21 protein-coding genes are annotated in these 19,248 nt (G+C 57.4%); 18 read left to right on the forward strand and 3 right to left on the reverse strand.

Annotation, left to right across the window (positions count from 1 at the left end):
• Positions 1–130 precede the first annotated feature (130 nt).
• The 3 genes from rsfS to ACR0CE_RS13090 are packed head-to-tail and all read left to right on the forward strand — an operon-like array spanning position 131 to position 1,492.
• Positions 131–490, forward strand: coding sequence for a ribosome silencing factor (gene rsfS / locus ACR0CE_RS13080; protein ID WP_209599225.1), 360 nt, complete (start codon positions 131–133; stop codon positions 488–490).
• Between the two features lie 44 nt (positions 491–534).
• Complete coding sequence (gene rlmH / locus ACR0CE_RS13085) at positions 535–1,005, forward strand: 23S rRNA (pseudouridine(1915)-N(3))-methyltransferase RlmH (RefSeq protein WP_480832828.1); 471 nt, start codon at positions 535–537, stop codon at positions 1,003–1,005.
• A 1-nt stretch (position 1,006) separates the two neighbouring features.
• On the forward strand, positions 1,007–1,492 hold the full coding sequence (locus tag ACR0CE_RS13090; protein ID WP_480507153.1) for a flavodoxin family protein: 486 nt from the start codon (positions 1,007–1,009) through the stop codon (positions 1,490–1,492).
• Between the two features lie 3 nt (positions 1,493–1,495).
• On the opposite strand, the gene ACR0CE_RS13095 is transcribed toward ACR0CE_RS13090, so the two are convergent.
• Both ACR0CE_RS13095 and ACR0CE_RS13100 read right to left on the reverse strand, forming a co-directional pair.
• The gene (locus ACR0CE_RS13095; protein ID WP_480832919.1) at positions 1,496–1,843 is read right to left on the reverse strand and encodes a hypothetical protein; all 348 of its coding nucleotides are present in this window, start codon (positions 1,841–1,843) and stop codon (positions 1,496–1,498) included.
• Positions 1,844–1,878: 35 nt separating this feature from the next.
• Complete coding sequence (locus ACR0CE_RS13100; protein WP_480832830.1) at positions 1,879–2,589, reverse strand: DUF599 domain-containing protein; 711 nt, start codon at positions 2,587–2,589, stop codon at positions 1,879–1,881.
• An 80-nt stretch (positions 2,590–2,669) separates the two neighbouring features.
• Here ACR0CE_RS13100 and ACR0CE_RS13105 point away from each other — a divergent pair, with 80 nt between their 5' ends.
• From ACR0CE_RS13105 to ACR0CE_RS13135, 7 genes are all read left to right on the forward strand, one after another.
• Entirely contained in the window at positions 2,670–4,109 is a 1,440-nt protein-coding gene (locus ACR0CE_RS13105; protein WP_480832832.1) for an FAD-linked oxidase C-terminal domain-containing protein, read from the forward strand.
• Between the two features lie 49 nt (positions 4,110–4,158).
• Positions 4,159–5,259, forward strand: coding sequence for an FAD-binding protein (locus ACR0CE_RS13110; RefSeq protein ID WP_480832834.1), 1,101 nt, complete (start codon positions 4,159–4,161; stop codon positions 5,257–5,259).
• A gap of 4 nt (positions 5,260–5,263) precedes the next feature.
• A complete protein-coding gene (gene glcF, locus ACR0CE_RS13115; RefSeq protein WP_480832836.1) occupies positions 5,264–6,577 on the forward strand; it encodes a glycolate oxidase subunit GlcF in 1,314 nt (437 codons plus the stop codon).
• A gap of 120 nt (positions 6,578–6,697) precedes the next feature.
• Positions 6,698–7,489 (forward strand): trypsin-like serine peptidase, encoded by a 792-nt coding sequence (locus tag ACR0CE_RS13120; protein ID WP_480773967.1) that lies wholly within the window; start codon positions 6,698–6,700, stop codon positions 7,487–7,489.
• A complete protein-coding gene (locus tag ACR0CE_RS13125; RefSeq protein WP_480832838.1) occupies positions 7,486–8,301 on the forward strand; it encodes a trypsin-like serine peptidase in 816 nt (271 codons plus the stop codon). Before ACR0CE_RS13120 ends, ACR0CE_RS13125 begins: the two co-directional genes overlap by 4 nt.
• 122 nt (positions 8,302–8,423) lie before the next feature.
• Positions 8,424–8,891: an Hsp20 family protein gene (locus ACR0CE_RS13130; protein WP_480832840.1), complete on the forward strand. Its 468-nt coding sequence runs from the start codon at positions 8,424–8,426 to the stop codon at positions 8,889–8,891.
• Between the two features lie 170 nt (positions 8,892–9,061).
• Positions 9,062–9,988, forward strand: a complete 927-nt coding sequence (locus ACR0CE_RS13135) for a DMT family transporter (RefSeq protein WP_480832842.1) — start codon at positions 9,062–9,064, stop codon at positions 9,986–9,988.
• A 169-nt stretch (positions 9,989–10,157) separates the two neighbouring features.
• On the opposite strand, the gene ACR0CE_RS13140 is transcribed toward ACR0CE_RS13135, so the two are convergent.
• The gene (locus ACR0CE_RS13140; protein ID WP_480507159.1) at positions 10,158–11,633 is read right to left on the reverse strand and encodes an NAD-dependent succinate-semialdehyde dehydrogenase; all 1,476 of its coding nucleotides are present in this window, start codon (positions 11,631–11,633) and stop codon (positions 10,158–10,160) included.
• A 286-nt stretch (positions 11,634–11,919) separates the two neighbouring features.
• Between ACR0CE_RS13140 and ACR0CE_RS13145 the strand changes: the two genes are divergently transcribed.
• The 8 genes from ACR0CE_RS13145 to ACR0CE_RS13180 are packed head-to-tail and all read left to right on the forward strand — an operon-like array spanning position 11,920 to position 19,232.
• A complete protein-coding gene (locus ACR0CE_RS13145; RefSeq protein WP_267365200.1) occupies positions 11,920–12,999 on the forward strand; it encodes a coiled-coil domain-containing protein in 1,080 nt (359 codons plus the stop codon).
• Positions 13,000–13,005: 6 nt separating this feature from the next.
• Positions 13,006–13,380 carry a hypothetical protein gene (locus ACR0CE_RS13150; protein ID WP_480832844.1) on the forward strand — a complete coding sequence of 125 codons (375 nt, stop codon included), beginning with the start codon at positions 13,006–13,008 and terminating at the stop codon, positions 13,378–13,380.
• A gap of 34 nt (positions 13,381–13,414) precedes the next feature.
• Positions 13,415–14,533, forward strand: a complete 1,119-nt coding sequence (locus ACR0CE_RS13155; protein ID WP_480832846.1) for a hypothetical protein — start codon at positions 13,415–13,417, stop codon at positions 14,531–14,533.
• A gap of 55 nt (positions 14,534–14,588) precedes the next feature.
• Entirely contained in the window at positions 14,589–16,520 is a 1,932-nt protein-coding gene (locus tag ACR0CE_RS13160; RefSeq protein WP_480832849.1) for an AAA family ATPase, read from the forward strand.
• A complete protein-coding gene (locus tag ACR0CE_RS13165; RefSeq protein ID WP_480488156.1) occupies positions 16,517–16,975 on the forward strand; it encodes a hypothetical protein in 459 nt (152 codons plus the stop codon). The genes ACR0CE_RS13160 and ACR0CE_RS13165 overlap by 4 nt, the downstream gene beginning before the upstream one ends.
• A complete protein-coding gene (locus ACR0CE_RS13170; protein ID WP_480832851.1) occupies positions 16,972–18,309 on the forward strand; it encodes a DUF6638 family protein in 1,338 nt (445 codons plus the stop codon). The genes ACR0CE_RS13165 and ACR0CE_RS13170 overlap by 4 nt, the downstream gene beginning before the upstream one ends.
• A gap of 1 nt (position 18,310) precedes the next feature.
• Positions 18,311–18,577 (forward strand): hypothetical protein, encoded by a 267-nt coding sequence (locus tag ACR0CE_RS13175; RefSeq protein WP_480488153.1) that lies wholly within the window; start codon positions 18,311–18,313, stop codon positions 18,575–18,577.
• 10 nt (positions 18,578–18,587) lie between these two features.
• Positions 18,588–19,232: a DUF1523 family protein gene (locus tag ACR0CE_RS13180; protein ID WP_480488151.1), complete on the forward strand. Its 645-nt coding sequence runs from the start codon at positions 18,588–18,590 to the stop codon at positions 19,230–19,232.
• The last annotated feature ends 16 nt before the right edge of the window (positions 19,233–19,248 follow it).

Consider the following 19,248-nt stretch of genomic DNA (forward strand, 5'->3'; position numbering starts at 1 on the left):
AAATGTTGCATTCCCCTTGCTACCTTATTAGTACCCCGGCGCCGGGGTTTCGCGGCGCGCAGCAAAGGAGGACTATGTCCTGTCTCTACATACACAGGCGGGTTTGCCTGCCGATGATGGGGTCAACATAATGGCCCACTCTCAGTCAATCAGCGACAAGCTGCTTGAGCGTATCCTTTCCTCACTTTCCGATGACAAGGCCGAAGACGTCGTGCAGATCAACCTGCAGGGCAAATCATCGGTTGCGGATCACATGGTGATTGCCTCGGGTCGGTCGACCCGTCAGGTTTCCGCCATGGCGGAAAAGCTGACGGATCGCATCAAGCAGGAATTCGGTTTCACCTCGAAGGTCGAAGGCAAGGACACCGGCGACTGGGTGCTGATCGATACGGGCGACGTGATCGTCCATATCTTCCGCCCCGAAGTGCGTGAATTCTATCAGCTGGAAAAGATGTGGCTGCCTCAGGGCGGCAGCGCCTCAGCGAACTGAGGCGCCATCCCGGCCTGCATTAACAGGCCGGAGGCGAGAGAGATATGCGTATCAGCATAGTTGCGGTCGGGCGATTGCGCGCCGGACCCGAGAAGACACTGCTTGACGATTACCTGACCCGATTTGACCGGACCGGCCGTGCGCTGGGCCTTGGGCCTGCGCAGGTGATCGAGGTTGAAGACAAAAAAAACGCAGGGATGGCAGCTGAGGCCACGGTGCTGCGTAAGGCCCTGCCCAAAGGGGCAGTGTTGTGCACGCTGGATGAACGGGGGCGGGTCATGTCCTCGCCCAATTTCGCGAAGAAGCTGGGTGATTGGCGCGATGCCGGTCGGCAGGACCTGGCGTTTGTGATCGGTGGTGCGGACGGAATTGACCCAGTTCTGCGGACCGAGGCGGATTTTTCCATTTCATTCGGGTCGATGGTCTGGCCCCATATGCTGGTCCGTGTGATGCTGGCCGAGCAACTTTACCGGGCCGCGACAATTCTGTCAGGTGGCCCCTACCACCGGGTCTGACATGGCGCAGCTTCTGATCGTTTACCACTCGCGCACAGGCGGTGCCCGGCAGATGGCCGAAGCGGCGGCCGAAGCGGCGCGAGGTGAGGCTGACACAAAGCTTATGCCTGCCGATCAAGCCGGGCCGGAAGATCTGTTGGCTGCCGATGGCTACATCTTTTGCGCGCCTGAAAATCTGGCGGCAATTTCGGGTCTGATGAAGGAATTCTTCGACCGCTGCTACTACCCGGTGCTGGGAAAAATAGAAGGCCGACCCTATGCGCAGATGATTTGCGCAGGATCGGATGGCGAGAATGCCGCCCGTCAGATCGCACGAATAGCCACTGGTTGGCGATTGAAAGCTGTTCAGCCTCCGCTGATCATCTGTACTCATGCGCAAACGCCCGAGGCCATTTTGGCCGAAAAGACAATCCCGCAAGACCAGCTGGATCAATGCCGCGAGACAGGAGCCGCTTTGAGTGCCGGTCTGGCCATGGGAATTTTCTGAGGGTCAATCCAGTTTGACCACTGTGGTGCCTTCATTCCATCCATCGACGATGCACCGTGCCTGAATTTGCACCTGTGTCATGCCATCAGGAATGACCACCCCGCCCAGAGAGCGGGTAAAGGGTTGTTCGGTTTCGTGAGGATGGAGCAGGATGCGCATTCCCAACTCGTTTCCATCCATATCCAGAACACGCCAGCCGTCGGCGTAATGGTCCCAACCCGTATCGGGATGCCGGATCGTCACATCGAACCGCCATGTATCACCGTTTGCACTGGTGCGGACCTGTTCGATTGTTGGCGGGTCGGCAAGGGCGGGGCTCGCCAACATGGCGCAGAGAATCAAGTATCGCATCGCACCAGTGTAACCAGTGGGATAGCGCATCGGTATCACGTATCCGTGCTGGCGGCTCGGGCCATGAGTATTTCCCGGGAGTGTGAGGCGAACTCGCGCCGATACAAGACGCCAAACGTGACCGCTGTACCCAAAATGAGCGCGACAGGTCCAAGAAACCATGCCAACGACGCCAGTGCAAAATAAGTGGCGCGCAGACCACGGTTGAAGCTGCGCGCGGCGGTGACACAGATCTCAGCCGCCTGACCGGCGCGGGGATAGGTTTGCGGGTCTTCGGGGTCATTGGGAACTGCAGCCATCAACACGGCGCAATACCCGAAAAGGCGGTGCGCCCAGACATATTTCAGAAATGCGTTGGCCAGCAGCAATACGACGAAAAGGATTTTGATCTCCCAGACCATTGCCGGAGCACTGCCGATGGCGAGGTCGATTGCGACGCCTGCCAGTCTTTCGGTGTTGCCCAGCAGGGCCAGCCCACCCCCGATGGCAATCATCGTGGTCGACGCAAAAAATGTACTGCCCTGCCGCATGGCCGCCACGACCTGTGCGTCAAACATGCGCGGTTGGCGGGTCACCATCTCGCGCATCCAGTCGCGCCGATAATCGTCCATCATAAGGGCTACGGATTGCCTCTGCGGTGACGGATGTTCAATTTTCCTCCCGATCCACAGCCAAGCAACCAGCAGCAGAAGCAGCGATGCATAGTCCAGAGGGGCAAAAAGAGCGGCACGTTCGATCCAGGTCATGACCGCGACAGTAAGGCCGGGCATGGGAACTTGCCAGCGCGATAAATTGGTAATATTATTTTACCAAAAGGAGGAGCGCCATGGAGATGCCAAAGCCAAGTCCGGATGTTCTGAGCCGGAAATCTGCGCTTGTTGCGCGGCTGTCGCGGGTTCTGCCCGAAGAGGCGATCATCCACGACCCCGCCGAAACCCGCGCTTACGAGTGTGACGCCTTGACGGCTTATAGATGCCCGCCAATGCTGGCCGTGCTGCCGTCAAGCACACAGCAGGTTTCGGATGTTCTGCGCATTTGTCATGACGAAAACGTGCCTGTGGTGCCGCGCGGGGCGGGTACTTCGCTGGCCGGTGGAGCCTTGCCGACGGCCGATTGCGTCATTCTGGGCGTCGCACGTATGAATGAAGTGCTGGAAATCGATTATGACAACCGCTTCATCAGAGTACAGACGGGTCGCACCAATCTAAGCGTTACCGGCGCGGTCGAAGAAGAGGATTTCTTCTACGCCCCCGATCCGTCTTCGCAGCTGGCTTGTGCCATCGCGGGCAATATCGCGATGAATTCGGGCGGTGCGCATTGCCTTAAATATGGGGTGACAACAAACAACCTGTTGGGCGTGACCATGGTCATGATGGATGGCAGCGTTGTCGAAATTGGTGGTGCGCATCTGGATGCACCAGGTCTGGACCTGTTGGGTGTCATCTGTGGGTCTGAAGGCCAGCTGGGTGTGGTGACCGAGGCCACGTTGCGTATTCTTCGCAAGCCCGAGGGCGCGCGACCGGTCCTGATGGGTTTCAATGACAATGAGGTTGCAGGGCAGTGTGTCTCGGACATCATCAAATCGGGCATATTGCCGGTTGCGATCGAGTTCATGGATACATTGTGCATCAGGGCCTGCGAAAACTTTGCCCATGCCGGGTATCCCGATTGCAACGCGCTGCTGATCGTCGAAGTGGAGGGGGCTGACGCTGAAATAGATTTTCAGCTTTCGAAAATCATCGAGATAGCAAAACGCCATGACCCGGTTGAATTGCGCGAAAGCCAGTCGGCTGAGGAAAGCGCCAAGATCTGGTTGGGTCGGAAATCTGCATTCGGTGCCATGGGACAATTGAACGATTATATGTGTCTGGATGGCACGATCCCGGTGTCAGCCCTACCAACCGTTCTGCGTCGTATCGGAGAATTGAGCGAGGAGTTTGGGTTGCCGGTCGGAAATGTGTTCCACGCGGGCGACGGAAATATGCATCCGCTGATCTTGTTCGATGCCAACAAACCCGGCGATCTGGAAAAATGCGAAGCTTTTGGGGCAGAGATTCTGAAGCTGTGTGTTGACGAGGGCGGCTGTCTGACTGGGGAACATGGTGTGGGGATCGAAAAGCGGGATCTGATGTCTCATCAATATTCACCTGCCGACCTTGAGGCGCAGATGGCGGTTAAGGACGTTTTCGATCCCAAATGGCTGCTGAACGCGGCCAAAGTGTTTCCGCTCGACGTGTCGGAGCCGCGGCGTATGGCTGCAGAATAAGGGGGCGCTGCCCCCTTGCCCCCGGAGTATTTTGGAAAAGATGAAGCCAATGAGACCTGAGACTGAGGACGATCTGGCAAAGCTGGTGGCCGGGTTAGAAAAACCTGTACGCATTGTCGGAGGCGGGACGCGTGGAATTGCCAGCCCGTATGCGGAAATCGAAACCGGAGCTTTGCGCGGTATTACGCTATACGAACCCGGGGCGCTGACCCTTGTTGCACGGGCGGGGACGCCCTTGGCCGAGATCACGGCGACGCTGGAAGCAGAGGGCCAGCACCTCGCGTTTGAGCCGATGGATCATCGCGGATTGCTGGGGACACAAGGTGAACCGACCATTGGCGGCGTCGTCGCGGCCAATATTTCGGGCCCGCGACGGATTCAGGCCGGGGCCTGCCGGGATTTTCTGCTGGGGGTACGCTATGTCGATGGGCGCGGGCAGGTGATCAAGAACGGTGGCCGCGTCATGAAGAACGTCACCGGGTACGATCTGGTCAAATTGATGGGCGGGTCCTGGGGTACTTTAGGAGTTTTGACCGAAGTTTCGCTGAAGGTGCTTCCAAAACCGGAACGGGTGGCAACATTATCTGTTGGGGTCCGGGAAGCTGGAACTGCGGTTCGGGTTCTGTCCGCTGCGCTGAGATCGCCGTTCGAAGTAACGGGGGCCGCGTATGATCCCGACGCCGGGAAAGCCCTGCTTAGGGTCGAAGGCTTCACGGACGCGGTCGCATATCGCACAGGCAAGTTGGCGGCTGAACTGTCCCGGTTTGGAGAGATTTCAGAGGAAGCGGATGCAGACACGCTGTGGGCTGGTATCCGCGATGCTCATCCGTTTCAGGGGCAGGACGGGGATGTCTGGCGGCTTTCAGTAAAACCCGGAGATGCGGCCGAAGTTTCAGCGCGTGCCGAAGCGGATCAGTTGCTTTTCGACTGGGGCGGTGGGCTTGTCTGGCTGCGCGTCCCGAAAGGTACGGATCTGCGCGCGCGTCTAGGTGTGTTTTCTGGCCACGCGACACTTGTACGAGCGGATGCAGAAACAGTCGCGCGACTGGGGCGTTTTCAACCGGAAAACGTGGCCGTCTCGAGCCTGACAAAGGGGTTGCGCGCTAAGTTTGACCCACGTGAATTGTTTAATCCGGGGCTGATGGGATAGGTTTATGCAGACATCATTCTCAGAACGGCAGCTGCAAGACCCGGCAACCAAGCGCTCGAACGAAATTCTGCGCAATTGCGTCCATTGCGGATTCTGCACGGCGACTTGTCCGACCTATCAGGTTCTTGGCGACGAGTTGGACAGTCCGCGCGGGCGCATCTATCTGATCAAGGATATGCTCGAAAACGAGCGGCAGCCCGATGAAAAGACGGTCAAACATATCGATCGGTGCCTGTCCTGTCTGGCTTGCATGACCACTTGCCCATCAGGTGTGCACTATATGCATCTGGTCGATCACGCGCGGGAATATATCGAGGCGAATTACAAACGCCCTTTGGCGGATCGTATTTTGCGTTGGGTTCTGGCACAGATCCTGCCCTATCCGATGCGCTTTCGCTGGGCGCTGATCGGGGCGAAACTGGGTCGCCCGTTCCGGTTTTTGATGCCAGATGCCCGTTTGCGTGCCATGCTGGACATGGCGCCCAAGAACATTCCGCCGGTCAGCCGTAACGATGACCCTCAAAGCTTTGCGCCCGAAGGCGAGCGGAAAATGCGGGTGGCGCTGATGACGGGCTGCGCACAGAAAGCGCTGAATACTGACATTAATGACGCCACGATCCGTCTGCTGACCCGGCTGGGATGTGAGGTTGTGGTGGCTGAGGGTGCAGGATGTTGTGGAGCGCTGACCCATCACATGGGCAAGGTGAAAGACAGCCACGCAGCCGCAATCGCCAATATCAGGGCCTGGATTCGCGAGATGGACGGCGGCGGATTGGACGCCATCGTGATCAATACCTCAGGCTGTGGGACGACGGTCAAGGATTACGGGCATATGTTCCGGAACGACGCGCTCTCGGTCGATGCTGCGCGGGTCTCGGGTATCGCGATGGATATCAGTGAGCTGGTTATGAAGCTGAGTCTACCCGAAGGGCGTGATCAGGACCTCACAGTTGCGTATCACGCAGCGTGTTCGCTGCAGCATGGGCAGAAGATCAAGACCTATCCCAAAGACCTGCTGAAACGTGCCGGGTTCCAAGTGGTCGAGCCCGCCGACAGCCATTTGTGTTGCGGCAGCGCGGGGACTTACAACCTGATGCAGCCGGAAATCTCGGGTCAGTTGAAGCAGCGCAAAATCAAAACACTTGAGGCGAAGAAGCCCGATATCATCGCCGCAGGCAATATCGGTTGCATGATGCAAATCGGGTCCGGCACCCAAGTGCCAGTCGTTCATACGGTCGAGTTGCTGGATTGGGCAACAGGGGGGCCGAAACCACCCGCGTTGCAACGGGCAGGAGATTCTGTTCCTATTTTGCGATAAGCCACTCTGATGCCGCCCCGCATCATTTCCTCAGGAAATTCACCTGGACTCCGATCGCCCTATTTTTGCCCAACGTGACACGTAGGACAAAAGCCTCAGAGTGAGTCCCCGGAGACCCGAGTGCGCAACTGGATTAAGGCGATTGTTCTTTGTGCTTTGCCGATGACGGCTACAGCACAGGACACCAGGCTGGAAAGCCTGGAGACCTCGGATTCCGGGCGCGAATGGATGGCTGTCGGTCGTCTGGATATTGCCGGAAAAGGGTTCTGCACCGGAACGCTTGTGTCGCCGACCCTTGTGCTGACAGCGGCGCACTGCCTGTTCGACAAGGTGTCCGGGCAGCGGGTGAACCCGTCCGATATCGAATTTCTGGCCGGGTGGCGGCTGGGGCGTGCTTTGGCTTATCGAACGGCAAGACAAGCTGTAATTCACCCGGATTATCAATTCAGTGCTGAGTCGTCGACGGACCGTGTCGGCGCAGATGTCGCCCTGATCGAGCTTTGGCAGCCGATCCGCAACACATCGGTCATTCCGTTTGAATCAGGAGATCAGCCGCGCCGGGGTGCGGAAGTGGGCGTAGTGTCATATGCACATGACCGGTCAGAAGCGCCATCGTTGCAACAGGTTTGTTCGGTCATGAACCGGCAGGCAGGCGTTATGATCATGTCCTGCGACGTCGACTTCGGATCTTCAGGAGCACCGGTTTTTTCCTTTACAGGCGCGCGCCCTCAGATCGTGTCGGTTGTGGCGGCAAAGGCCAGCATGGATGGCCAGAGCGTTGCGATTGGAACTGCGGTTGAACATTCGCTGCAATTGCTGCGCGACGAGCTGTCTGCCGGGCACGGATTTGGATTGTCGACCTCCGGTTCAGGGACGGGCAAGAACGTCGGTGCAAGGTTTATCCGGCCATGACCAAGGTCTTTCTAAGTCTGCTTTTGGGCCTGAGTGTTCTGGCGACCGCATCCCACGCGCAAGCCAACAAACGCAAGCTGACAGACCGGGACGACCTTTATGGTTGGGAAGCAATCGGGCGGCTGGATGTGCGCGAAGAGTCCTATTGCACAGGTACTCTGATCGCGCAGGACATGGTGCTGACCGCTGCCCATTGTGCTGTCGACCGCCGTACCGGGGAAACATACGCGCCCGAAGACATCACGTTTCGTGCGGGTCTGAGCAACGGCAGCGCGTTGGCCGAGCGTCAGATTACGCAAATTGCCGTTCTGCCCGGCTACGCTTCAAATAACCCGCTTTCGCACGAAGGCGTTCGGATGGATGTCGCCCTGATGCGGCTGAATGAGCCCATCCCGTATTCGATTGCCGATCCTTTCGTGTTGCACAGCGGGCGAGTTTCGGGAAACGAGATCAGCATAGCCTCGTATGGGCGCGGACGATCCGAGGCGATCACGCGGGAAAGGTCGTGCCGCGTATTGGATCGCAGGCAGGGCCTGATCACTTTTGATTGCGACGTCACCTTCGGGTCTTCCGGATCCGCCATTCTGGCAAAAAACGGCTCGCGCTGGCAGGTTTTGTCCGTGGTTTCAGCGGTAGGCACGAACGGTCGCAGAAAGGTGGGGTTCGGCATGGAGCTTGACGAGGTCGTGGCCGAGCTCAAGTCCATCATGCGGCGCGATGCGCCAAAACCAACGGCTACGATCCGCCGGTTACAGGCTGGGTCCGGTGCGTCCGGGTCTGGCGCGAAATTCATCAGCTCCGGCGGGGGTTGAACTCGGTCAAATCGCTTCCCATGTCACTGATATCGGATCGCCATAACGGGGTCCGTTATCAACATTGGTCCGTCCAGCCGGAGGGCCAGATCGTGAATCGCTCAAGACTGAGGATATGACACATGCGTACATTTGATTTTGCACCGCTGCACCGCGCCACCATTGGCTTTGACCAGATCGCCGACATGATGGATCGCGTTCTGACCAATGATGTGGCACAGCCAAGCTATCCGCCTTACAACATCGAAAAAACCGATGTCGACACCTACCGTATCTCGGTGGCCGTTGCCGGTTTTTCGGAAAGCGACCTGTCCGTTGAAGTGAAAGAAAACTCGCTGGTTGTTGCCGGTAAGAAGGCATCCGAGGACAAGAGCCGCAGCTATTTGCATCGCGGCATCGCAACCCGCGCGTTCGAGCGTCGTTTTGCCCTGGCTGATCACGTCCGTGTCACCGGCGCAAGCCATGAAAACGGAATGCTGAACATCGACCTGAAGCGAGAAGTGCCCGAGGCCCTGAAACCGCGCCGGGTCGAAATTACCTCGGCCAAATCCATCGAAAAAGATGTGGTTGACGCCAAGGCCGTGAACTGAGGCTTTGAAAGCCTAGCGGCAGTCTCCTCCTCCCGGACTGCCGCAACACCCGCGCCCCGCGTTCCTCCAGACGCGGGGCGTTGTTCTTTGATGAAAGCGCCTTTTCACATCAAAGCGTCGGCCCGGTAAACTCGGCTACACTCGTCGTGAACCTGTGCTAGAACTTGCAGATGTCGACAGCATACACGCAGACCAGACCAGCTATTCCCCAATCGCTTGCGGTTGTTGGCGTACTTTTCGCATCAGTCTGTTTCGGGCTTGTTCCCTATTTCAGCAGGGGATTGACCGAGCAGGGCGTCGCACCTTTCGCCGTCGCATTCTACCGCTACATCGTTCCGGCGGTTTTGTTACTGCCAGTTCTCGTCGTACATCGAACAGCCTGGCGCGAGATTTGTTGGGGTCTTGCGGTCGGAGTGGTGATGGGGCTTGGCTGGATCGGATATGTCACAGCCCTAAAGACACTGCCCGCATCGACGGTGGGCGTGCTCTATATGACATATCCGGTTTTCACGTTGATCATTGCGTGGGTCTTGTTCGCCGATACTCCCACAAGGCGCGCGTTTCTTGCGTCTGGTCTCATCATTCTGGCTGCCATCATAGCAGGCTCGCCAGCATCCGTTCCGGTCGAGCACATTCCTACGCTTCTAATCTCTCTGGCGGCGCCATTTGGTTTTGGCTTCGGGATTTCTGTTCTGGTCCACAGGTTGTCACGAATTGCGCCACTTGCCCGTATCGCCTCGGTGTCTCTGGGATCGGTTCTTGGGCTTTTGCCTTTGATGATGAATGCAGAGGTTTCCACGCTGTTCCCTGAAGGTCAGTCCGATTGGGTTCTGATCATTGGAATTGGATTGGTCACGGCGCTTGTGCCGCAGCTTGTTTACACGATCTGTTCGCCGCTGATCGGAGCTTCTCAAACTGCGGTTGTCGGAAGCATTGAATTGCCCACGATGTTTGCAGTCGGGTTCTTCGCGTTTGGAGAAGCGATCACAACTGCGCAAGCCATAGCCTGTGCCTTGGTCATAGGGGCGATTGCAATCACCAGAAGTCGGGTGCCGCGCACCGTAACGACCGTGATAGCGAAAGACGAAATGACCTAAGTTTGGGATCGGATCGGGCCCTATACGAAAACTCCCCGCGAAGCTTGCCCGCAGGGAATTCATGCTTGGTGAAATAAGGTCATTGCCCAGCCGTCACCGGCCCGTTTGACCGGAACAACGCCTCGCCTGTGGGCAGAATGGCCACCGCCCCAAGGCGATGGCCGCCAAATCAGACCGACATGCAGACGTATTTCATCTCAAGATAGTCTTCCATGCCGTGGTGGCTGCCTTCGCGACCCAGACCGGATTGCTTGACGCCGCCGAACGGGCCTAGCTCAGTCGAGATGATGCCGGTGTTCACGCCGACAATGCCATATTCCAGCGCCTCGGCCACTTTGTAGACGCGGCTCAGGTCCTTTGCATAGAAATACGAGGCCAGTCCAAAGATCGTGTCATTCGCCATGGCGATCACGTCATCTTCATTCTCGAACTTGAACAGCGGTGCCAGCGGGCCAAAGGTTTCATCCTGCGCCACCATCATGTCCTGAGTCACGCCGGTCACAATGGTCGGCTGAAAGAACGTACCGCCCAGATCGTGAGGCAATCCGCCGGTCAGAACGGCGCCGCCCTTGTCCGTGACATCCTTGATATGCTCTTCCACCTTGGCGACCGCATCGGCATTGATCAGCGGGCCGGTTGTGGTGCCCTCGGTCAGACCGTCGCCGATTTTCAGGGCTTCAACTGCCGCTTTCAGTTTGGCAGCGAACGCGTCGTAAACACCGGCCTGTACATAGATGCGGTTGGCGCAGACACAGGTCTGGCCGTTATTGCGGAATTTGCACAGCATCGCGCCTTCGACGGCCGCATCCAGATCGGCGTCATCAAACACGATAAAGGGTGCATTGCCGCCCAGTTCCATCGAGCATTTCATGACCTGATCAGCAGCTTGCCGCAGCAGGATGCGCCCCACCTCGGTCGAGCCGGTAAAGGTCAGCTTGCGTACACCGGGGTTTTCGCAGAACTCCTTGCCGATCTCGCTGGCCTGGGAAGAAGGCACCACGTTGAACACACCAGCTGGCACGCCGGCTTGTTCCGCTAGAAGCGCCAGAACCAGCGCGGACAGTGGCGTTTCTGCCGCCGGGCGGGCAACAAAAGCACACCCCGCCGCCAGCGCAGGTCCTGCCTTGCGAGTGATCATGGCGTTGGGAAAGTTCCAGGGTGTGATCGAAGCCGCCACACCAATGGGCTGTTTCAGTACCATGATCCGTTTGTCGCGCTGATGCCCGGGGATGGTCTCGCCATACACCCGCTTGGCCTCTTCCCCGAAAAATTCGATGAAGGAGGCACCATAGCCGATTTCTCCGATGGCCTCAGCCAGTGGTTTGCCCTGCTCCGCGGTCAGGATCTTGCCCAAATCTTCGGCGTTCTCCATCATCAGGTCGAACCAGCGCCGCAGGATCACCGCTCGTTCCTTGCCGGTCAACTTGGCCCATTCCTTTTGCGCGGCTTCGGCCTGTGCAATTGCTCCGGCGACTTGCGCTCGGCTGACATCGGCCACTTTGGCCACCACATCGCCCCGGGCCGGGTTGGTCACGTCGAAAGTTCCGTTGTCACCGTCCACCCACTGACCACCGATATAGGCTTTGGTTACAAGCAAGTCAGGATTCTTCAGAATTGATTTCAGATCGGTCGTTGCGTCCAGCATGTCATTCTCCGCGCAGAAGTTGAGTTGCCGCACCCAATCAGGTGTTGAGGGCTTTGTCTATGTCCACCGATGCGGGTCGATCAGCCCAGATTTGATCAAATTATTTTCAGACCCAATCGTTGCAGCATAGTCGCAGCGTTGAGTTCTACGTCAGGTTGCGATCACGTGGCTTTCCTTTCCACCCCAAGTTTGCCAGAGTTTGCGTGATTTTTGGACTCAAGGGGATGTAAATGACCGTAACATTCCCTATCTTATTGGGTAATTAAAGAAAAAAAGGACAGCAGAGATGTCGAACCAGCAATTCGAAGCGCTTATCAAAGAAACGCAAACGAAAGTGCGCGAAAGCCAGTCGCAGATTGAGGGGCTGACCTCGCGGATCGAAGCGGCGCGGGCCAAGATTGGAACGGCCGAGGCCGATATCGACATCGAAAATGCCACGCTTGAGGATGTTCACGCCCATACTGAGGTGATGAACGCCAACATCGCCGAGCTGATCATGGGTCTGGACGATGTTACCAACGCGTTTTCCAAGGATTTCGACGAGATGCGCTCGAAAACCGGGTGGGAGTCGTTTGTCGGCATCTTTTCCAAGGGAAAATCCGAGTCGCTCCGGCAAGAGCGGATGCGAACGGCCAATATCGACGACAAATTGCAGGACCTGATCGCCAAATCCGATGTGATCGTGAAGCTGTTGCAAGGGCAGCTGACTGTGCTGGAAGAGCAACGCGTAAAGGTCGAGGATAACCTGACAGGCACGCTGGACGATCGCGAGGCAACCGTGGCCGAACTGGAAGCACTGCGGGCCGAGATCCAGGGCATGGACCCGGCGATTATCACGCTGGAAAACAAGATCAGTGTCGAACAGGACGCCGCCGCGCGCACCCAGCTGGAAACTCAGCTGGCCGAGCTGAACAAGCAATACAACGCCAAGGTTCAGGAAGAGCAGGTCAAGTTGGCCAAGTCTCAGACGCTGGAGCGTTATATCGAAAAGGGTAAGACCTGGGTCGATTCACTGCAGAACCAGGCGGCGACGCAGATGGTGCTGATCAACAAGCTGCAGACAGACACGCAGCAGCGCGTGGTGCTGTATGACGCCCTGACCAAATCGCTGAAAACAGCGCAGCAGCAGGACGTGGCCCACCGCATAAACGAGATCGGCGTGCAGACCGACCAGGAGGCGCAGACGGCAATGGCCGCCATCGGCACCGCGACCAACCAGAAAATGGCCGACATGCTTGAGGCGCATGAGGATCACATGGTCTTTGCCCGCGACGTGCTGGAGAAAAAGGCCAAGGCGGATGAACGCTTTGCCCGTCGGTTCGCCTCGATTGTCGAGAAGCATGATAAGAATTTGTATGGGGGTTAACCCCTGATGTGGAGCTGGAAAGTTTTTCGCAGATTTGGCCTTTTAGGCTTTCTGATCACGATTGCAGGGGGACTGGTCTCTTTTCTTTCTGCCAATGGTACTAACCTTGCGGAAATTGGTGCCGGCGCGCCCGTTCAAATTGTCAGTCAGGACAAATTAAATGGAATTTTGTTCTCGGGACTCTTTCTAGCGCTCCTTTTTACTTTGACGGGGTGTTTCGGAAATCTCGCCAGAGCGCTCTTTTCGATTACTGCTCACACCATCCGGTACCGCGAACCTCAGTTCTTCAATGCGCGCCAATCGGAGTCCAACATGGTCTTTAGTTTTCTTGAGCTTGACGCGTTTGGAAGAGTGCCTTCCGTAAAGGATAGAGACCATTGATTTCTGAAACTGAAATGCTGCCGAGAGCCGCGAAATGACTAACCCCACCCAAGACCATGTCGGCCTGACCGACACCTTCGCCTCGCGCCGCTATTTCCGCAAGTTCGAGGTGATCACCGTCCACCTGTTGCGCGTGGCGGCGACGATGGAGGCCGAGGGCGCGATCAGCAAGCAAGAGGTGCGGATCGTGTCGCGCTACCTTTCGGGGCTGCTCTACACCTTTCGCGCGCTCTCCATGAAATACCTGCTGGTCGGGCGCGATACGGGGCGGTTCTTTGGCAGTCTCGCCATGGACAAGCGCGACAGCGGGTTTCCGGTGGCGGCTGAGCTGTTGACCATGGCCAATGACGCGCAGCAGGCGCAGGTGCATCTGGCGAATATGCCCTCGGAAGATGACCTGAAAACCGACATGGTCCGCACGATCATTGGCGACCGGGAAATTCCAACCAAGCTGCAATTTGCGCTGTCGCAAAGGCTCTATTACGAGGAATTGTTGAAAGGTCAGCTGTTCTGGGCGCGCAACGATCCCGAATGTCACTGGATCGGGAATGAGGGCGAGCGGCGCAAGTTCATGATCCACTGGGCGGTCTATGACAGTCAGGTCAACCTGCCCGTCATCTATCTGATGCAGCTGGAGGACACAGGCAAAACCGCCCTGCCCAAGGACCAACGCCGCTGGCCCGAAGTGCAGGCACATCTGATGGCGCAATCCTTGGGTGGGCTGAAACTGGTGACGATCGCCAAGGGCTTTGATCAGGATTTCGACGACCTGCACCCCAAACACCTGCGTCGCATCCATGTGGGTCCGATGTATTCCTCGGCGTTTACCGAACAATCCGGCCCCTTGCGGCAAGTGCTGGAAGATGCGCAATCGCCTCAAGGACAGGATTGGGCGCTGGCCTGGACCACCGAAGAGCTGCACAGCGAAGAGGTCATCGAGGAGCGCGCGGGCTGGTTTTCAACTGTCGAGCGCGAGGTCTTTGCGCTGGATCCTTTCGGCGGGCAGGGGGCCGAGACCGGGGCCACCCGCATCCAACGCTCGATCATCCTGCCGCAGCGCCCGTTTCAGGTGCTGGCCGAACGTAACCCGCCGGGCTTTGCAGATGTGCGCAAGTTCGTCGTCAGCAATGCCGGGCAGGTATTGAGGTACTAATTTTCGCCTTCGGCGAGAGTATTTTTGAAAAGATGAAGCAAGGGCGGTTTTTTAGATGAGTTTGACGTCAGATCAGATGGAATTGCGCGAAGACGATATTCGCAAGCATTATCCGGCAGCGACCGCTTTGCTGAACGGGTTCGAACACGCGCCGCGGATCGCCAAAGCCGTGGAATCTACCGTTGAACGCTCACCAGGTGTTTCGACTGGTCGGCGGTTTCGCTCGACGACACCGGGGTTGGTGACACGCCGGACCGTGCGCGCAGACGGGGTGCATCTGGTTGAGAGGATCGAAGCCTCGGACGATGGTGACGCCTTGGTTTCGCCGCCGCAGGCAACTGCACAACAGGCGATCCGCCGCGCCATCGCAATCGCTTTGGCCGTGGCCGACACTTATGCGGAACAGACCCCGCTTGCGGATCTGAAACGCGCAAACCTTGCCGGGGATCTGCCCGCCGCGCGGAAGACCGAGTTTTCGGAGGTTCTGACAGCCGAAGCGCTGATCACGATGCACACGTTCGGCAATGCGCTGGCCTATCTGTTGTCCTCGCATCTGGGTGAGACCACGGTTGATATTGGTGAGATCGAAGAGGTCCTGACAGACAACGGCCAACTTGCCCTGCACGGCGCGTTGTGGGAACTGGACCAGACGCTGGCCAAATACGCCTCGGACGATGCCCACCTGATCGCCGCCACCAGTGCCTATGCCGAGCAACTGATGGAGAAGTCAGCCCTGCGCGCAGGATCCGCAGGTTACCTGGCCCCGTTCCAGAACGCAGCCTGGCATGTAGAAGCCGACGATCTGACGATCCGGGGGTTCGAGCCGGCCTCCAAGGCCAAATCCACCACCTTGACCATGACGTTCAAGAAGCCGAACGAAGTGGTCGGCAACCATATCGCCAAATATCAGGCGATGAAGCTTGCCAAGATGGTGATGGCCTATGATTTCGACCGCCGCCTGAACCCGTTTGCGGAACTTGGCGGGTTCATCTTTACCTTCATGGGTGACGGAAAGCCGGGCACCGGTAAGACCACGCTGATCCAGATGATGGCCGGGCTGATCAACGAGTATTGCCAGAACGCAGGCTATCCGTTCCGCTATCAGAACCTGAGCACCGACAATATCGACAGCTATCAGGGCAAATCCGGCCAGAACGCCAAGGCGTTTATCAACACGATCATCGACCCCTCGGTCATCGGCTTTGGCACCATCGACGATATCGACCAGCTGGCGGGTAAGCGCGGTGACCGGCAGTCGTCAGCCGGGCAGTTGGAGATCACCGCCGTTCTGATGGAGAGCTTTGCCGGTGCCAACACCGTCGTGCGCGGCAACTGCACCTTTGGTATGTTTTCGAACTACCCCGAGAATGTGGACGACGCCCTGCGCCAGCGGGCGGGCGCGCGGTTTCTGGTGGACGGGCCGCAAACGCGCGAGGATTACATCGACATCCTGCACCTGCTGATGGGTCGCAACCACGACATCCCGCTGGGCGAACACGAGGCTTACGCCGCGCAGGAAATCAAAAAGGCCGTCGCCGCCAGTTTCGAAAGCCATTCCCGCCCGCATGAGGACGCTTTGCTGCAGGTCTATGACCGGGTGTCTGGCAAGATCGGCGAAATGGACACGATCGCCAAGCTGGGCACATACCTCAAGGCGATCCAGCAGGCGGATGAGCGGTTCACCGGCCGCGCGATCAAGAACATCACCGACGCGGTCAAGGTCCGCGCGATGGATTTCGAACTGCCCGACGAATGGATGGAGAACCCCGACCTGTTCCTGTTCCGCGACTACGACACCAAGAAGGCCATGATCGAGGATCTGCGCCAGCCGATCACGGTCGAGATGGTTATGCAGGAAATCAACCGCTACGCCGACAGCGAGTTCCGCTATGCCGACAAGAGCGATGAGGTCGCAATCGAAAACGCCGTCCGCGAGATGGGCCGGATGGAAGAGGCCAAGCGGCGGTATCTGGAGGGGAAGGTGTGACCGGCGGTCTGGAAGTTTTTATGTTCGTCGTTTCCAGCATGGTGGTGTCCTGCCTTGTTGGCTGGTGGACAGGAAAAACAGGTTCAGAAAAACTAAATCGACTTAGGCTTCGCGCAGTATTGATTACTGTGGCTTTGTTTTTCACAATCATCCCTTTTGTCCCAGTAGTGGTATCAATCGTTTTGACGGGAGGTGTAGAGAGCTTAGACTACTTTCTAAGCATGTGGGCAGTTTCCATATTCATTGTTCTTGTTTCTATTATGTCCGGAATTGTTGGAGTGTGGGCAATACTGGTCTTGAGTCTCTTGTTTTGTCTGGCAACGCTTTCGATCAGCCGTCGACGTTCCGGCAATAGTGACATGTTTTCGAAACATAATTTGGTCCGAATGGCTCAACAGGAAGAATTTCTCTGGAACATCGAAGAAACGATTACCCAACAGAAAGAGCGCCAATGATCCGCCTTATCGAAAAAGGCCTGATGTTCGGCAACCTCGTCCACATCTCCAGCCCGGCCTTAGTCGAGCGGTATAACCGCGCGCTGCAGCATCTGGCGGGCAAGACCACACAGCTTTCGGATTTCCATGTCGATATCTCGGGTTATTCGCCGGAGGTGGGGATTGAGCTGGAGGACGAGCTCTACCTTAACCCCAACGGGGTCAACCGGCAGTTTATCCTGCTGACGACCGAGCAGAAACGCGCACCGTTGCTGAACGTCAAATTCTCGACCTCGCGCGATATCCTGCGCGAGTTTATCGAGATGAACGAGGCGCAGCTGTTTGCCCTGACCGCCACCGATGCCGTGGCCGGAGAGCTGGTGAATTCGGTCTTCAAGCTCAGCAGTCCCCGCGATCTGTTCAATCTGCGCAAGATCGAGATCGAGGCCGACACCGCAGGCGGCACCTTGCGCAAGGCGCAGCAATTGGCGGGTATGGTCGAACGCTTCAAAACCGCCGAGGACGCCTGGTTCGACGATGTGCTGATCGCCAGGATGATCGAGACCGCCAAAGAAACCGGCGACGTTACGCGCAACCCCGTCCATCTGCGCCACACGGATTTTGAGCAACGCAATTTCTGGACGGCGCATTTCGGCGGGCTGTACCTGTTCCCGGATCTGGACCACCCGGCGGCGATCTGCATGGGTGACAAGCCTGACGATTTGCCGATCAAATACGTTTTTGACCCGTCGCAGCGGAACCAGGTTGCAAAGTTTCTGGATTACAATGATCTGGTCGAACCCATCGTCAAGGCGCGCGGTGTAGACGCCGCCGCAATCCTGCAGCAGAAGATGGATTTCCTGACTGTCGATGCGGCGGCGGATGCGGATGTCGACCTGACCGGGCTGGACCGAAGCGATATGCGGCGGTTGGCGCGCAATCACTCGGATGGCTTGCCCGAAGCCTATCACGGCCTTGCGCAACTGTTGCGCTGGGCAAGCGACGGGGGGCCGTGGCCGCGTATCACGTCGGATCATCCGGCTTATTTCTACACTTTGCGCGCCGCTGACACGCCGAACCGTGATCTGGTGAACATGCTGCTGGCCGAACTGGCCCCGCTGGACCCGCGCCAGATGTTCATTTGCCACAAAGAGCTGTTCTATAGCACCTATTCCAGATGGCCCGAGAGCAAGAAAGCCTATGTTGCCGACTTCCTCGCGCGCGAGTATCAGGTGGACAAGCAAGGGGCCCGTGCCGCGCTGTTCGGCCATGAGCCGGATATGAGCGGAGAAGATCGGGTCAGCGATGACATAATCGCGCGGGTCGGTCCGTGGGGTTCGGTAAGGAAAGGCTGAAATGTTCGGGTTATTGCGCCTTTTGCTGATCTTGTTGGTGATCCAGACGATCGCCTATGCCGCGCTGTCTTTCTACTCGCGCGGGATACGCCGTCGCAAACTGGAAAGCTGGTGGGATGAGAAGGGCAAGACGGGCAACAAGGACGCTTTTGTCGAACGCGGATTGCATGTGTATGACAATTCGTTCCGGCGCAAACTGATCCTGGGTGTCTATATTGTGCCATGGGTGGCGATTGGCGCGCTGATCTACATCGTGAATTACATGTGAGGGTTTAGGCATGGCCTATGTGAAATGGGCGTTCATCATCATCTTCTGGGGAACGATCGCGGCGGTCCTGCAATACTCGCTGCCGCAACATGATGTTGTGCGTATCGTAAACACCTACGAAGAGCGGCAGGATCTGAACGACTGGACACGGATTTTCTGGTCCGAACCCGAAGACCAATCCACCAGCCTGTCCAACCGGGATGTGCAATTCATTCAGGCCGTGCGCGAAAATGGCAAGCCGATCGTGTACCGAAACGAAGACACCGGGTGGGGGTGGCCACCCTACTTCAAGTTCGACACGGCGAACCTTTACACCGAAGCCAATGATGCGAAATCGACCAAGGAAAACCCGAAATGGGTGGTCGTGACCCATTACGGATGGCGAAACGAGTTCATGTCGATCTTTCCCAACGCCATTTTCATCAAACATGTGGAAGGGCCGGATGTGCAGGTCATTCCCTGGTTCAACATCATTTTCCTGACAATTTTCGCCGCGCTGGTCTGGGCGGTTTGGGTGCGCTGGCGCAGGTTCCGAAAGGCCCGAATTGATCCGATGATCGAGAATGTGGAAGACGGCTTTTATGCGGCCGGTGACGCGATTGAAGAACGCCGAAACAGATTTCAGCGCTGGCTGGACAGCTGGAAATCGAAATAGGCCTTAACGTCACGGG

Source organism: Ruegeria sp. L11, assembly GCF_056531755.1.

Bases quoted from the DNA above. Each gene is read 5' to 3' on its own strand.
- ACR0CE_RS13155 (WP_480832846.1), top strand. From the start codon at position 13,415: ATGACTAACCCCACCCAAGACCATGTCGGCCTGACCGACACCTTCGCC.
- ACR0CE_RS13160 (WP_480832849.1), top strand. From the start codon at position 14,589: ATGAGTTTGACGTCAGATCAGATGGAATTGCGCGAAGACGATATTCGC.
- ACR0CE_RS13145 (WP_267365200.1), top strand. From the start codon at position 11,920: ATGTCGAACCAGCAATTCGAAGCGCTTATCAAAGAAACGCAAACGAAA.
- ACR0CE_RS13095 (WP_480832919.1), bottom strand. From the start codon at position 1,843: ATGCGATACTTGATTCTCTGCGCCATGTTGGCGAGCCCCGCCCTTGCC.
- ACR0CE_RS13110 (WP_480832834.1), top strand. From the start codon at position 4,159: ATGAGACCTGAGACTGAGGACGATCTGGCAAAGCTGGTGGCCGGGTTA.
- ACR0CE_RS13140 (WP_480507159.1), bottom strand. From the start codon at position 11,633: ATGCTGGACGCAACGACCGATCTGAAATCAATTCTGAAGAATCCTGAC.
- glcF (WP_480832836.1), top strand. From the start codon at position 5,264: ATGCAGACATCATTCTCAGAACGGCAGCTGCAAGACCCGGCAACCAAG.
- ACR0CE_RS13180 (WP_480488151.1), top strand. From the start codon at position 18,588: ATGGCCTATGTGAAATGGGCGTTCATCATCATCTTCTGGGGAACGATC.
- ACR0CE_RS13175 (WP_480488153.1), top strand. From the start codon at position 18,311: ATGTTCGGGTTATTGCGCCTTTTGCTGATCTTGTTGGTGATCCAGACG.
- rlmH (WP_480832828.1), top strand. From the start codon at position 535: ATGCGTATCAGCATAGTTGCGGTCGGGCGATTGCGCGCCGGACCCGAG.
- ACR0CE_RS13100 (WP_480832830.1), bottom strand. From the start codon at position 2,589: ATGACCTGGATCGAACGTGCCGCTCTTTTTGCCCCTCTGGACTATGCA.
- ACR0CE_RS13170 (WP_480832851.1), top strand. From the start codon at position 16,972: ATGATCCGCCTTATCGAAAAAGGCCTGATGTTCGGCAACCTCGTCCAC.
- ACR0CE_RS13135 (WP_480832842.1), top strand. From the start codon at position 9,062: ATGTCGACAGCATACACGCAGACCAGACCAGCTATTCCCCAATCGCTT.
- ACR0CE_RS13125 (WP_480832838.1), top strand. From the start codon at position 7,486: ATGACCAAGGTCTTTCTAAGTCTGCTTTTGGGCCTGAGTGTTCTGGCG.
- ACR0CE_RS13105 (WP_480832832.1), top strand. From the start codon at position 2,670: ATGGAGATGCCAAAGCCAAGTCCGGATGTTCTGAGCCGGAAATCTGCG.
- rsfS (WP_209599225.1), top strand. From the start codon at position 131: ATGGCCCACTCTCAGTCAATCAGCGACAAGCTGCTTGAGCGTATCCTT.
- ACR0CE_RS13150 (WP_480832844.1), top strand. From the start codon at position 13,006: ATGTGGAGCTGGAAAGTTTTTCGCAGATTTGGCCTTTTAGGCTTTCTG.
- ACR0CE_RS13130 (WP_480832840.1), top strand. From the start codon at position 8,424: ATGCGTACATTTGATTTTGCACCGCTGCACCGCGCCACCATTGGCTTT.
- ACR0CE_RS13090 (WP_480507153.1), top strand. From the start codon at position 1,007: ATGGCGCAGCTTCTGATCGTTTACCACTCGCGCACAGGCGGTGCCCGG.